General features: G+C 69.2%; 11 protein-coding genes. 4 read left to right on the top strand and 7 right to left on the bottom strand.

Annotated features, from left to right (window positions below; translation table 11 throughout):
* Nucleotides 1-72: 72 nt before the first annotated feature.
* The gene (locus GC203_RS10000) at nucleotides 73-1,632 is read left to right on the top strand and encodes a pilus assembly protein TadG-related protein (RefSeq protein ID WP_293453821.1); all 1,560 of its coding nucleotides are present in this window, start codon (nucleotides 73-75) and stop codon (nucleotides 1,630-1,632) included.
* Between the two features lie 61 nt (nucleotides 1,633-1,693).
* Here GC203_RS10000 and GC203_RS09995 read toward each other — a convergent pair whose 3' ends face one another.
* A complete protein-coding gene (locus tag GC203_RS09995) occupies nucleotides 1,694-3,145 on the bottom strand; it encodes an MFS transporter (RefSeq protein WP_293453819.1) in 1,452 nt (483 codons plus the stop codon).
* A gap of 75 nt (nucleotides 3,146-3,220) precedes the next feature.
* On the opposite strand from GC203_RS09995, the gene GC203_RS09990 reads away from it, so the two are divergent.
* The gene (locus GC203_RS09990; RefSeq protein ID WP_293453817.1) at nucleotides 3,221-3,451 is read left to right on the top strand and encodes a sulfurtransferase TusA family protein; all 231 of its coding nucleotides are present in this window, start codon (nucleotides 3,221-3,223) and stop codon (nucleotides 3,449-3,451) included.
* Here GC203_RS09990 and GC203_RS09985 read toward each other — a convergent pair.
* The 3 genes from GC203_RS09985 to GC203_RS09975 form a co-directional block, all read right to left on the bottom strand.
* Nucleotides 3,448-4,380: a YihY/virulence factor BrkB family protein gene (locus GC203_RS09985; RefSeq protein WP_293453816.1), complete on the bottom strand. Its 933-nt coding sequence runs from the start codon at nucleotides 4,378-4,380 to the stop codon at nucleotides 3,448-3,450. The two genes, GC203_RS09990 and GC203_RS09985, sit on opposite strands and share 4 nt — an antisense overlap.
* A 227-nt stretch (nucleotides 4,381-4,607) precedes the next feature.
* Nucleotides 4,608-5,744: a CaiB/BaiF CoA-transferase family protein gene (locus GC203_RS09980; protein ID WP_293453814.1), complete on the bottom strand. Its 1,137-nt coding sequence runs from the start codon at nucleotides 5,742-5,744 to the stop codon at nucleotides 4,608-4,610.
* A 79-nt stretch (nucleotides 5,745-5,823) separates the two neighbouring features.
* Complete coding sequence (locus tag GC203_RS09975; protein WP_293453812.1) at nucleotides 5,824-6,555, bottom strand: SDR family oxidoreductase; 732 nt, start codon at nucleotides 6,553-6,555, stop codon at nucleotides 5,824-5,826.
* A gap of 150 nt (nucleotides 6,556-6,705) precedes the next feature.
* On the opposite strand from GC203_RS09975, the gene GC203_RS09970 reads away from it, so the two are divergent.
* Nucleotides 6,706-8,037, top strand: coding sequence for a diguanylate cyclase (locus GC203_RS09970; RefSeq protein ID WP_293453915.1), 1,332 nt, complete (start codon nucleotides 6,706-6,708; stop codon nucleotides 8,035-8,037).
* Nucleotides 8,037-8,546: a CcdC protein domain-containing protein gene (locus tag GC203_RS09965; RefSeq protein WP_293453810.1), complete on the top strand. Its 510-nt coding sequence runs from the start codon at nucleotides 8,037-8,039 to the stop codon at nucleotides 8,544-8,546. Before GC203_RS09970 ends, GC203_RS09965 begins: the two co-directional genes overlap by 1 nt.
* A gap of 4 nt (nucleotides 8,547-8,550) precedes the next feature.
* On the opposite strand, the gene GC203_RS09960 is transcribed toward GC203_RS09965, so the two are convergent.
* From GC203_RS09960 to GC203_RS09950, 3 genes are all read right to left on the bottom strand, one after another.
* A complete protein-coding gene (locus GC203_RS09960; protein WP_293453808.1) occupies nucleotides 8,551-8,937 on the bottom strand; it encodes a hypothetical protein in 387 nt (128 codons plus the stop codon).
* A gap of 259 nt (nucleotides 8,938-9,196) precedes the next feature.
* Nucleotides 9,197-12,643 (bottom strand): transcription-repair coupling factor, encoded by a 3,447-nt coding sequence (gene mfd, locus GC203_RS09955; RefSeq protein ID WP_293453913.1) that lies wholly within the window; start codon nucleotides 12,641-12,643, stop codon nucleotides 9,197-9,199.
* Nucleotides 12,644-12,671: 28 nt separating this feature from the next.
* Nucleotides 12,672-12,953, bottom strand: a complete 282-nt coding sequence (locus tag GC203_RS09950; RefSeq protein ID WP_293453806.1) for a succinate dehydrogenase assembly factor 2 — start codon at nucleotides 12,951-12,953, stop codon at nucleotides 12,672-12,674.
* Nucleotides 12,954-12,982: the final 29 nt, after the last annotated feature.

Genomic DNA, 12,982 nt, shown 5'->3' with positions numbered 1-12,982 from the left:
CTAAGGAGAGATTATCCGTCGAACGATATTCAAGGGCCTCAAGTATCCGAACATGCCCGGAGGTGGGCCAGAATGCGCAAGCCAAGCTTCGAAAAGGTGCGCCGCTTCGTGCGCCCGCTGGATGACCGGGGCAACGTCGCCATCGTGATGGCGCTGGCGATGGGCCCGATCTGCATCGCCGGACTGGGCGCCATAGACCTGGCCCGCGCGACGAGCGCCAAGTCGCAGCTTCAGGACGCGCTGGACGCGGCCGCCCTCGGGGCCGCCCGCACCCCTGCGACGACGGATGGCGAACTGCAGACGGCCGGGGAGCGCTTCCTGAGGCAGAACCTCAAGCTCGACGACCACTTCGCCCTCACCTCCTCGTCCTTCACCTTCGGCGACAACGGCCGCGTGATCGCGGCCGCGCAGGTGGACGTGACGCCGTTCATCTCCGGACTGCTCAGCGGCGGCACGATGCCGATCGCGGCGACGTCGGAGGTGGTGCGCGCGGACATGAAGGTCGAGATCGCCCTGGTGCTCGACAACACCGGCTCGATGAACGAGGGCAGCAAGCTCTCCGACCTCAAGAGCGCCGCAAGGGAATTCATCGACAAGATGGAGGACGCGGCGAACAAGGCGGTGGAGCCGAACTCGGTGCGGATCGCGCTGGTGCCCTTCGCCAACGCCGTACGCGTGGACAGCAGCGCCTATCAGAACGCAAGCTGGATCGACCAGAACGGCGACTCCCCGATCAACGACGAGATCTTCACGACGTCCAGCGGCACCCAGCACGCCAACCGCATGGACCTGTTCAAGAAGATGGGCGTGAGCTGGCGTGGCTGCGTCGAGATGCGCCAGGCTCCCTATGACGTGCAGGACACGCCGGCCACCTCGGGAGCCACGCTCTACACCCCCTATTTCGCGGTGGACGAGCCCGACAGCAAGACGAGCGGTTACGGCCAGGACTACCAGAACGACTACCTGAGCGACGGGACCAACAGCAACGACTGGCGGGTCCGTCAGGGTTCGATCACCAAGTACAAGAAGGTCAGCGGCATCGGCGGGTCCGGCAAGGGCCCGAACAAGGACTGCTCGATGCAGACCCTGATGCGCCTGACGACGAACTTCTCGTCGCTACGCAGCGCCATCAACAGCCTGTCGGCCGGCGGCAACACGAACATCCCGATCGGCATGGCGTGGGGCTGGAACACGATCTCGCCGTACGCCCCCTTTGAGGACGGAGTCGCCTACGGGACGCCCAAGTACAAGAAGATCGTCGTGCTCATGACCGACGGCGAGAACACCATTTCGCAGCGGGACACACCCAACGACGGCTCGTACGCGGCCACGGGCTATATCTGGCAGGGCCGGGTCCTGAAGGCCGACCTGACGCCGCTGCAACAGGGCGCGACGGACGCCGAGCGCACCGCCGCGCTGGACTCCCGTCTCGCGCTGCTCTGCGAGAACATGAAGGCCAAGGACATCGAGATCTATACGGTCCGCGTCGAAGTGAAGAGCGGCGACAGCAGCCTGCTTCAGAACTGCGCCACGGGCCGCGACTACTACTACGATGTCGAGGACTCCAGCGCCCTGACGGCCGTGTTCCAGTCCATCGCCGGCCAGATCGCGGCCCTTCACCTCTCGCGGTAGCGCCAGCTTTCGCCCAACGCTACGCCGGCCGCCCGCGACCCCGTCGCGGGCGGCCGTGTCGTCACGACGGATCGTCCGAGAATACGGAAAGGGGCGGCGCCACCTCCTCCAGGGACTTCCGCTCGGCGGCCACGCCGATCGCCAGCTCCACCGCCGCGGCGAGCAGCATCAGGCCGCCGCCCAGGGCGTCGCCGGCGAAGATGCGCCAGCGTTCGCCCGACTGGATGAGCGCCCCGAACAGCGCCGGGCCGGCCACGCCGCCCAGCAGGGTTCCGGTGGCGTAGAACAGCGAGATCGTGATCGCCCGCGTTTCCAGTGGAAACAGCTCGCCCACCGTCAGATAGGCCGCGCTGGCGCCTGCCGAGGCGAAGAAGAAGATCACCATCCAGGCGGCGGTCTGGGTCTCGGCCGTGAGCCACCCCCGATCGAAGAACCAGCCGGTGAGGCACAGGAGCGATCCCGCCAGCCCATAGGTGGCCGCGATCATGGGCTTGCGCCCGAGGCTGTCGAACAGCGGGCCCAGCAGCAGCGGGCCGGTCACGTTGCCGAAGGCGAAAGGCAGGATGAACCATCCGACCGCCTCGGGCTTCACGTGATAGAACTTGGTCAGGACAAGCGCGTAGGTGAAGAAGATCGCGTTGTAGCAGAACGCCTGGGTCGCCATCAGCGTCAGCCCCAGCGCCGTGCGTCGCGGGTGGTGTATGAAGAGCGTCGCGGCGATCTCGCTCCAGCTCGTGTGGCCTCGCCTCACCAGGCGCAGCGGCGGCGTCCCCTCCGGAACCGGCGGCAGCGGCCCTCCCCCGCCCACATGGGCTTCGATGCCCCGCACCACCTGTTCGGCCTCCTCGGGCCGCCCATGGGTCATCAGCCAGCGGGGACTTTCCGGGATGTAGCGGCGGATCACCACGACCGTCAGCGCCAGCACGCCGCCGATCACGAAGGCCAGACGCCAACCCAGGGCCTGGTCGACGATCTGCGGATCGAGCACGACGACGGAGCCGAGCGCGCCCAGCGCCGCGCCGATCCAGAAGCTGCCGTTGATCGCGAGCGCCACATGGCCACGCCGGCGAGCGGGAATGAGCTCGTCGATGGCCGAGTTGATCGCCCCGTACTCACCGCCGATCCCAGCTCCGGTGAGGAAGCGAAACGCCATGAAGGACCAGACGTCCCACGACAGGCCGGTCGCGATCGTCGCCAGCAGGTAGAGCCCCACGGTGACCGTGAACAGCCGGCGGCGGCCGTAGCGGTCGGTGAGCCGCCCGAACACCACGGCCCCCAGGACCGCGCCGAGGATGTAGGCGCTTCCCGACAGGCCGATCTGCGTCGGGGTCATGCCGAGGCCGTCCGCGCCCTCGATCGCGGGCGACAACGCGCCGACCAGGGTGACCTCGAGCCCGTCGAGGATCCAGGTGACGCCGAGCGCCATGATGACCAGCCAGTGGAAACGGCGGAACGGAAGCCGGTCCAGGCGGCTCGGGATATCCGTGGTGAAGGTCTCCAAGGCCCCGCTCATCGGCTTGCCGTCCCCTCTCGCATCCGCCGTGCGGGAACGCTTGGGCGCCTCGCACGGCTGGTGTAAGCGCCCCGTATGACTTCAGCCGAAATCCTCGTGGACGCGCGGGGCCACCGTTGCCCGGTGCCCACCCTGAAGCTCCGCCGGGCGCTCGAGCGCGCGCCGGCTGGCGCGAGGGTGCGGTTGCTCGCCGACGATCCCCTTGCGCGTATCGACGTCCCGCATTTCGCCGCCTCGATAGGCGCCGAGGTGATCGAGCAGTCGGATGTGGAGCGTACCCTCAGCTTCCTGGTGGTGAAACCCTAGCGCCGGGGATGGGCCTCACCCGATCGTGACATCAGCGGCGCGCGCCGAGCGTGCACCGCCAGCTCGACCTCGGTCGCCAGTGCGCCGCCGAAGAAGACGGCGTTCACGTTCCACGACAGCCAGATCAGGAAGATCACCACCGTGGCCACCGAGCCATAGGTCGCACCGAACTGGGCGATCTGTTCGACGTAGAAGCCTAGCGCCCACGAGGCGAAGATGCACAGGGCCGCCGCCGCTGTCCCGCCCAGCACCGAGGCGCGCCAGTCGACCGGGTCGCGCGACATCGCCCAGCGGTAGATCAGCGTCATGCCCACCGACATGCCGACGCTGGCCCAGGTCCACTCGCTGAACAGCCACAACGTCCCGCGCAGCGGCCGCAGCTCGAACGTCTCGCCCAGGATCCTGATGGCGAAGAAGGCGACCGAGAGCACGCCCAGCGCGCCCAATGTCGCCACCAGCACGGCGAGCGCCAGGAGATTGAAGCCCACGAAGCCCCGGGGGTTGTCCTCGTCGTGGATGAACGACAGGCCGGCCAACAGGGCCTTGAAGCCACGGTGCGACGCGTAGCCGCCGATCAGCAGGGCCACGCCGCTTTGGAACGAGATGCTGTCGTCAGGGGCATTGGCCAGGCGCGTGAGCTCGTTTTGCAAGATCAGGCGCGCGGCGTCGGGAAGGAGGCGCGCCACCGCCTCGCCCTGGGCCGCGATGCTCGCGGGGTCGGACAGCACGCTGTAGAGGCCCATGACGATGGCGATCGCCGGGAAGATGGCGAGCATGATGAAGAACGAGACGCCCCCGGTGTAGAGCATCACATCGCGGCCCCAGAGCCGCGACAGCGCCTTGCCAAGCACGGTCAACGCGACACCCGCGGCATGGACGGGGTCCCAGTCCCGAGCCCGGATCTGGCGGACCTTTTCCAGCAACGTCATGGTGGCGGAGGGTGAGGGTCGTCGCCCGGCGAAGCAAGACTTGATGCATTAACGGCGCGCCACCCCGGATTGCGAAGGTGGCGCGCCGCCGATGGGCGTGTCGTTCCATCTGGACCGGACCCCGCTTCGAGGGACGGGAGAGCGCGGCGTCCGATCCAGCGTCAAACCTGGGCGGAACCGGCTGAACCGCGCCTGAACAGGTCCTTCAGGTAACCGGCTGTGACAGGTCAGCCGGCGACGGGCGCGGCCCCGGACAGCTCGGCGATCTCGGCCTCGGAGAAGCCCCAGTCGGCCAGCGCCTCGCGATTGTGAGCGCCGATCGATGGCGGCGGCCCCTGGATCGCGCCGGGGGTGGCCGAGAAGCGCGGCGCCGGCGCCGGCTGGGTCACACCGCCCACCTCCACGAAGGTCTGCCGCGCGGCGTTGTGCGGATGCTTGGGCGCCTCGTCGAGGTCGAGTACGGGGGCGAAGCAGACGTCGGTGCCGCCCATGATCGCGGTCCACTCGTCCCGGGTCTTGGTCGCGATCACCTTGGCGAGCTTTTCGTGCAGCTCAGGCCAGGCGCCCCGGTCCATCTGGCGCTGGAAGTCCGGGTCGGTGATCCCCGTCTTCTCCAGCAGGAGGGCGTAGAATTGCGGCTCGATCGACCCGATCGAGACCCACTTGCCGTCGGAACATTGGTAGGTGTCGTAGAAGTGCGCCCCGCCATCCAGCAGGTTGGACCGGCGCTGTTCCGTCCAGACGCCCGCCGCCTTCATGCCGTAGAACATCGCCATCAGCGAGGCCGCGCCGTCGCTCATGGCGCAGTCCACCACCTGACCCTTGCCGGTCTCGCGCGCCTGGATGATCCCGGCCAGCACGCCGAACGCTAGGTAGAGCGCGCCCCCGCCGAAGTCGCCCACCAGGTTGAGCGGCGGCACGGGCTTGTCCGACGTCCCGATGGCATGCAGCGCGCCGGTGATGGCGATGTAGTTCATGTCGTGGCCGGCGGCGTGTGCGTAGGGGCCGGTCTGCCCCCAGCCGGTCATGCGGCCGTAGACCAGGCGCGGGTTGCGCTTGAGCGCCACATCGGGCCCCAGCCCCAGGCGCTCCATCACGCCGGGCCGGAAGCCCTCGACGATCCCGTCGGCCTTGGACATCAGCTTGAGGCAGGCCTCGACGGCCTCTGGCGTCTTCAGGTCGAGCGCCACGGAACGGCGTCCGCGCGAGGTGATGTCGGTGGGCGAGCCGCCACGGCCGCCGCCCTTCCGGTCGACGCGGACGACGTCGGCGCCGAGGTCGGACAGCAGCATGCCGCAGAACGGGCCCGGCCCGATGCCGGCGAACTCGACGATCTTCAGCCCACTGAGCGGTCCCTGGCGCATGGCGTCCTCCATTTGATGCAAGGCTAACCGCCCTGCCCTTCGGTCAGCCAATATCCTCGCGAGCGGCCTGCTTCGCGGCCTATCCGCCGCCCGGAAGGGTCTGGCCGTCGTCGATGGTGATGACGCTGCCCGTGATCGCGCTGGCCGCGGGGCCCACCAGCATCAGGAAGGCCGCGTCGAGGTCGCTGGCGTCCATCAGGCGACGGCGCGGGAACCCCTTGAGCTGCCGTTGTCCCCCCTCGGTCGGCCACCAGGCGTCGTTGATGGCGGTCTCGATGTAGCCGGGGCACAGCGCGTTGACGGCCAGGCCTCGGCGCGCCCATTCGCGGGCCAGGCTGCGCGTGAGCATCGCGACCGCCGCCTTGGAGCCGCAGTAGGCCGACAGCCCGGGAAGCACCGTGTGGCTGGCGATCGAGGCGATGTTGAGGATCCGCCCCTCCACGCCCGCGGCGATCATCCGCTTCGCCGCCTCGCGGGCCGCGAAGAAGACGCCCCGCACATTCACCGCGAAGGTCGTGTCGAAGTCCTCGATCGAGAGGTCCAGCGCCAGGCCTTCGCCGCCCACGCCGGCATTGTTGACGAGGATGTCGAGGCCGCCCAGCTCGGCCTGGACCCGGTCAAGCAGCGGCCCGATGGCGGCCGCGTCGGAAACGTCCAGCGCCATCGCGGTCGCGCGGCCTCCGGAGGCCGTGATCTCGTCGACGAGCGGCCGAATCTTGTCGATTCGCCGTGCGGTGACCGCCACCGCCGCGCCCTGGGCGGCGAGCAGGCGGCAGAAATGAGCGCCCAGGCCGCCGTTTGCGCCCGTCACAACGGCCGTCTTTCCTGTCAGATCCGTCCCCAACGGCTCCCCTCCCTCACAATGAAACCCTTCTGCAACCTGACGGCGGTTAAGGATCACGTCTTCCGGTCCGGCCCGCTTCCGTGCTTAGGACGTGCCGAGACGTGCTGGGATGGGGATATGTCGGCAGGAGTGCAGGCGCGAGTCCTGATCGTCGCCGAAGATGATTCGACGGCCGGACCGCTCGCGGAGGGCCTGGATCGACTCGGCTGGCGTACGATCACCGCCCGCAGCGAAGCGGCGGCGGCGGCGGCTGTTGCTGACCTGCAGATTCAGGCGGCCATCGTCGATCTGGCGACCGCGAGGGGCGAAGCGGCTGAAGTGGCGCGGCGTCTGCGCGCCGCGTGCGCCCCGCGCCGTCTGCCGATCATGGCCATGGGCGCGCCCGACCCGTTTCAGCACGATCACGGCTTCGACCTCACGCTCGCGGGGCCGTTGCATCCCGCCCAGGCGGCCATGCGCCTCGAAACCCTCGTGCGGACCGCCGTAGCCGAGGAGGAATTCGAGGTCCGGCTGGAGACGTTCGACGAGCGCGGCTATCCGCTCGAAGCGCCGCAGAACGACACGACGCCCTTCCGCGTGCTGGCCATCGGCGAGCCGGCGCCGCAATTCCTCGCCCTCTCCAACGCCCTGGGACGCAACGGGGCCGAGGTCGTGGGCGCCTTCACGGCCTTCACGGCTTTCGACTACCTGCACGAGCGGCCGTTCGACGCCGTGGTCCTGTGGGCTGGCGACAATCCGCACGAGGCCCTGTCGATCGCCGCGGGGCTGCGCCGCAACACCCGGCTCTACCACACGCCCGCCCTGCTCTACATGCGGGCCGAATCGCAGATCACGGCGGCCGAAGCGTATCACCGGGGCATCTCGGACGTGGCGTCGCCGGAGCAGCCCGAAGGCGAGACTGCGCTGCGCGTGGTCGAACTCGCCCGGGCGTTCCGACGTCAGAAGGCGGTTCGCTCGGCGCTGGAACAGGCGCGCAGCTCCGGCCTGATGGATGCGGCCACCGGTCTGTTCACCCGCGATCTCTTCGCCGCGCACCTGCGCCGGCTGGCGCGCAGCGCCCAGGATCGCAACCGGCCGCTGAGCGTGTGCATGCTCAAGGTCTCCGAGAACGTCGACCTCAAGGCGCCGCGCGCCGGCGGCTGGGTCGCCCGGGCGATTCCGCAGATCGGCTCGATGATCGGCCGCCTCGTCCGCGTCGAGGACACCGCGGCCCGCCTTGCGCCCGAAGTCTTCGCCCTGGCCCTGCCCGCGACCCCGCTGCACGCGGCGCGTCTGGCGGGCGAGCGCATCGCGGCGGTCATCGGCTGCACGGCGTTCGAGGCCGGTCAGGGCGCGACGCCGTTCGTGGTGGAATTCGATCTCGGGGTCGCCGAAGTGGCGTCGCCGGATGGTGTGGGCTACGCCTTGGAGCAGGCCGCCGCTATGGCCCGTTCCCTGAAGGCGAGTTGATGAACCACGTTCCCACCGGCGCCGGGTACCTCACCTATCTCGTCCCGCTCCTGGTCGTCGGCCTCGTGATCCTGAGAAACGCGCGCGCCCGCAAGTTGCGGGTGGAGCGGCTCTGGATCTCACCGATGGTCATCATGCTGATGGCGATCCTGGCGTTCAGCCAAAGCCCGCCGCCAAGCGCGCTGGGTCTGGCGCTCGATGTCGCCGCGGTCGGGCTGGGCGCGCTGCTCGGCTGGTGGCGCGGCCGGGCGAGCCGCTTCACCATCGATCCGCAGACCCACGTGGTGACCAGCAAGGTGTCCCCGCTGGGCATGTTGCTGATCCTGGGGATCTTCGGGCTGCGCTACCTCCTGCGCGGCGTGATGGACGGCCAGGCTTCGACCCTGCACCTCACGGCCGCGGAAGCGACCGACAGCTTCCTGCTGCTCGCGGTGGGCCTCGTCTCCGCCCAACGCCTCGAATGGTGGGTGCGCGCGCGCCGGATGATCGCCGAGGCGAAGGCCGGCTGACCGCCTATTGCGCCGGCGCGGGTTTGGCCGCTTCGGCCTCGGCCTGCAGGTGCTGGTAGGTCGTTTGGAGATCGGTCGCGCGCTGGCGAAGCTCGCCGCCGCAGCGGGTCAGTTCGGCCTTGAGCTGATCGGGGCCCGGGATGTTCTTGCCCTCCGCCTTCATCAGGGCCTCCAGCTTCGGCTTGAGGCCGCGCCCGTCGATGCGGCCCAGGTAGTAGTAGGTTCCCTGGAACGCCGCCTGCTTCTGGTTCGGGTCGCGGGCGGCGACGCCCAGCACCAGCACGCACCGCACGTCGGCGAGCGCCTCGGCGCTCTGGGCGGCCGCGGGCGCAGCCGGCGCGACCGCTGCGGCGGAAGTCACGGCGGCCAGGGCGATCAGGGCGGTCCGCATGGCGTTCTCCTCGAATATCCATATCGGAGCTCCCCCGGCGCGCCCCGTGGGGCGTGGAGCGGCTCCATCATCCGTACTTGTGTAGCCCACGAAGTCTAAACCACGATTCAACGGCTGGCGGCCGCCCGCTGACCGCCTTGTGATCTAGAGCCCGTCAGGGTGAAGTGGATACCGGTTCACCCGCCCGGACGGGCTCCATAGGCTTAAAGATAGAGCCTTCTCGCCCGGATCAGGTGATCCCACCTGATCCGGGAAGGCTCTAGGCGGCGAGCCGCGCCAGTTCGGCCAGGACCTTCTCGGCCGCGTCCAGGCGCTGGCGCGAGGTTTCCCACTCGCCCTTCACCACCACCTTGTTGTCGGGGCGCACCCGCCAGGTGATCTGGTTCTTGGCCACGAAGGCGATGAGGGCGGCCGGGTTCCTGAAGTCGTCGTTCCGGAAGCTGACGACGGCGCCCTTGGGGCCGACATCGATCTTCGCGACGTTGGCTTCGCGGCAGAGGCCCTTGATCGCGACCACCTTCAGCAGTTGATCGGCCTCCGGCGGCAGCGGCCCGAAGCGGTCGATGAGTTCGGCTGCCAGCGCTTCGCGGTCCTGCGCCTTTTCGGCGTCGGAGATGCGGCGGTAGAGGGCCAGACGCACATTGAGGTCGGGCACGTAGTCCTCCGGGATCAGCACGGCGGCGCCGGTGTTGATCTGCGGCGACCATCCCCGATCGGCGACCTCGTCGTCCCCGCCCCGCGCCTTCAGCTCGGCGACGGCGTCCTCCAGCATCTGCTGGTAGAGTTCGACGCCGATCTCGCGAATGTGGCCCGACTGCTCGTCGCCCAGCAGGTTGCCGCCGCCGCGGATGTCGAGGTCGTGGCTGGCGAGCTGGAAGCCGGCGCCCAGGCTGTCGAGCGACTGCAGCACCTTCAGCCGCTTTTCGGCCGACAGCGTGATCTGCTTCTCCGCCGGGGTCGTGAGATAGGCATAGGCGCGCGACTTGGAACGCCCCACGCGTCCGCGCAGCTGATACATCTGGGCGAGGCCGAACATGTCGGCGCGGTGGATGACCATGGTGTTGGCGGTCGGGATGTCGAGGCCGCTCTCCACGATGGTGGTCGAGAGCAGCACGTCGTACTGGCCGTCGTAAAACGCGCTCATCACCTCTTCGAGCTGGGTGGGCGCCATCTGGCCGTGGCCCACGACGAACTTCACCTCGGGGACCTGCTCGCGCAGGAACCGTTCGAGTTCGGACAGGTCGCTGATCCGCGGGCAGACGAAATAGGCCTGGCCGCCGCGGTACTTCTCGCGCAGCAGCGCCTCGCGGATGACGACCGGGTCCCACGGCGTGACGTAGGTGCGCACGGCCAGCCGGTCGACCGGCGGCGTGGCGATGATCGACATCTCCCGGATGCCACTGAGCGACATCTGGAGCGTCCTCGGGATCGGCGTGGCGGTCAGGGTCAGCATATGCACGTCGGCGCGAAGCTCCTTGAGCTTCTCCTTGTGCTTGACCCCGAAGTGCTGCTCCTCGTCGACGATCACGAGGCCCAGCTGCTTGAAGCTGACCTGCTTGGACAGCACCGCGTGGGTGCCGACCACCACCTCCACCTCGCCCTTGGCCAGGGCGTCGCGCGTCTCGGCGGCTTCCTTCGCCGGCACCAGCCGCGACAGGCGGCGCACGCGTACAGGCCAGCCCTCGAACCGCTCGGTGAAGGTCTTGTAGTGCTGGCGCGCCAGCAGCGTGGTCGGGGCGACCACGGCCACCTGCTGGCCGCTCATCGCCACGACGAAGGCCGCCCGCAGCGCCACCTCGGTCTTGCCGAAGCCCACGTCGCCGCAGATCAGCCGGTCCATCGGGCGCCCTGCGCCGAGGTCCTCCAGGACGTCGCCGATCGCCGCGAGCTGGTCGTCGGTCTCTTCGTAGGGGAAGCGCGCGCAGAATTCGTCGAACAGGCCGCTCGGCGGCTCGGTCGGCGCGGTCTGCTTCATGGCCCGCTCCGCGGCGATGCGGATCAGGCCATCGGCCATCTCGCGCAGCCGCTCCTTGGCGCGCGCCTTGCGGCCCTGCCAGGCGGCCCCACCCGGCCGGTCGAGTTGCACGCCCTCGGAATCGGCGCCGTAGCGGGTCAGGAGGTCGATGTTCTCGACCGGGAGGTAGAGCTTGGCCTCGCCGCCGTAGTGCAGTTCCAGCGTGTCGTGCGGCGCGCCTTGGACGTCCAGCGTCTTGAGCCCGGCGTATCGGCCGATCCCGTGGTCGATGTGCACGACCAGGTCACCGGGCGTGAGGGCCGAGGCTTCCGCCAGGAAGTTGGCGGCGCGCCGACGCTTGCGTGGACGCGCCAGCCGGTCGCCCAGAATGTCGGTCTCGGAGACGATCGCCAGGTTGTCGGTCTCGAAGCCGGCGTCCAGCGGCAGCACGACGCGCTGCGGCTTCTTCGGATCGGCGGCGCGGGCGGCGTCCCAGTACGGCGCGAGCGGCAGGCTGGCCAGGCCATGATCGGCCAGCATGTGGCCCAGCCGGTCGGATGAGCCCTCCGACCAGGAGGCGAACAGCACCCGCTTGCCTGCCGCCGAGAGTTTTCGAGCATGGTCGACCGTCGCCTCGAAGAGGTTGACGCTGTCCAGCTTCCGCTCGGCCGAGAAGTTGCGCCCGGCGTGGGCGCCCATGTCGATCACCGCTTGGCCCTCGGCCTGGTTGAAAGCCGAGAACCGGCGGGTCGGGCGAACCGCCAGCGCCGCGTCCCACGCCTCGGCGTCCAGATAGAGCCGGCCGGGATCCAGCGGATGATAGTGGACCCGGCGCTCGGCCGCGGCGCGCGCGTCGTAGGCGTCGGCGATCATCGCCAGGCGTTCGTCCCGCGCGTCTCGGGCCAGGTGGTCCAGCGCGATGACGGTCCCATCGGGCAGATAGTCGAAAAGGGTCGCCATCTCCGGATAGAAGAGCGGCAGGTAGTGCTCCATGCCGGCGCGCCGGCCACCCTCCGAAACCGCGGCGTAGAGCGGGTCGTCCCCCGGGGCGCCGAAGGCCTCCAGGTAGCCGGTGCGGAAACGGCTCACCGCCTCGTTGTCCACCAGCGCTTCGCTGACCGGCAGCAGGGCCACGTCCTTGAGCTGGCGCGTCGACCGCTGGCTCTCGGGGTCGAAGCCGCGGATGGAGTCCAGCGTGTCGCCGAAGAGGTCGAGACGGACCGGCTCGTCGGCGCCCGGCGGGAAGACGTCGATCACGCCTCCGCGGATCGCGAATTCGCCCTTCTCCGAAACGGTCGAGGCGCGCTGGTAGCCGTTCACCGCGAAATAGCGTTCGAGGTCGTCGATCCTCACGACGTTGCCGACCCGCGCCGAATAGCCGGCGCCTTGCACGGCCGAGAGCGGCGGAACGCGCTGGAGCAGCGCCGGCGCGGTCGTCACCAGCAGCCTTGGCCGCCCGTCCAGGCCTTCCGCGAGGCGCGACAGCGTGGCCATGCGCTGCGCAGACACGCCCGACGAAGGCCCGACCCGGTCGTACGGCAGGCAGTCCCAGGCCGGGAACGACAGCACCTCGATATCCTGGGCGAAGAAGCCGAAGGCGTCGACGAAGGCCGACAGGCGGGTCCCGTCGCGCGCGACAAACACGCCCAGCCCCTTCCGGGCTCGCAGGATGTCGGCCGTCACCAGGGCGTCGAAGCCCTCGGGCGCGCCCACGAGGTCGAGGCGTCCGGGATCTTCGGCCACGCGTCGCATGCGCGCCGGCCCGCTCAGGGCGCCGCCGTCAGCCACGGCCGCCGCCACTGTAGACCTCGTCGCGAAACGCCTTAAGTCTCTTCATCAACGGGCCGTCGAACTCGGGCGGCGTGGGGACGCGTTCGAGGATCCAGGCGTAGAGATCCTGATCCGGCTGTTCCAGCAGGCGCTCGAACCAATCGAGTTCGTCATTCGAGAATGCCGAGACGTGCTGATCCGCGAACGGCCCCAGAATGAGGTCCGCTTCCCTGAAGCCCCGCCGCCAGGCGCGCAGCTTCAGTTTCTTCAGGCGGGCATCTTCGCTCGTCATCGGGAGGGGCGGATATAGAGCGGCGCGGC

The organism is Phenylobacterium sp. (genome assembly GCF_016124325.1).
GTDB lineage: Bacteria > Pseudomonadota > Alphaproteobacteria > Caulobacterales > Caulobacteraceae > Phenylobacterium.
This window is presented reverse-complemented; position numbering and strand designations above follow the sequence as displayed.

Bases quoted from the DNA above. Each gene is read 5' to 3' on its own strand.
- GC203_RS10000 (WP_293453821.1), top strand. From the start codon at position 73: ATGCGCAAGCCAAGCTTCGAAAAGGTGCGCCGCTTCGTGCGCCCGCTG.
- GC203_RS09995 (WP_293453819.1), bottom strand. From the start codon at position 3,145: ATGAGCGGGGCCTTGGAGACCTTCACCACGGATATCCCGAGCCGCCTG.
- GC203_RS09990 (WP_293453817.1), top strand. From the start codon at position 3,221: ATGACTTCAGCCGAAATCCTCGTGGACGCGCGGGGCCACCGTTGCCCG.
- GC203_RS09985 (WP_293453816.1), bottom strand. From the start codon at position 4,380: ATGACGTTGCTGGAAAAGGTCCGCCAGATCCGGGCTCGGGACTGGGAC.
- GC203_RS09980 (WP_293453814.1), bottom strand. From the start codon at position 5,744: ATGCGCCAGGGACCGCTCAGTGGGCTGAAGATCGTCGAGTTCGCCGGC.
- GC203_RS09970 (WP_293453915.1), top strand. From the start codon at position 6,706: ATGTCGGCAGGAGTGCAGGCGCGAGTCCTGATCGTCGCCGAAGATGAT.
- GC203_RS09965 (WP_293453810.1), top strand. From the start codon at position 8,037: ATGAACCACGTTCCCACCGGCGCCGGGTACCTCACCTATCTCGTCCCG.
- GC203_RS09960 (WP_293453808.1), bottom strand. From the start codon at position 8,937: ATGCGGACCGCCCTGATCGCCCTGGCCGCCGTGACTTCCGCCGCAGCG.
- mfd (WP_293453913.1), bottom strand. From the start codon at position 12,643: ATGCGACGCGTGGCCGAAGATCCCGGACGCCTCGACCTCGTGGGCGCG.
- GC203_RS09950 (WP_293453806.1), bottom strand. From the start codon at position 12,953: ATGACGAGCGAAGATGCCCGCCTGAAGAAACTGAAGCTGCGCGCCTGG.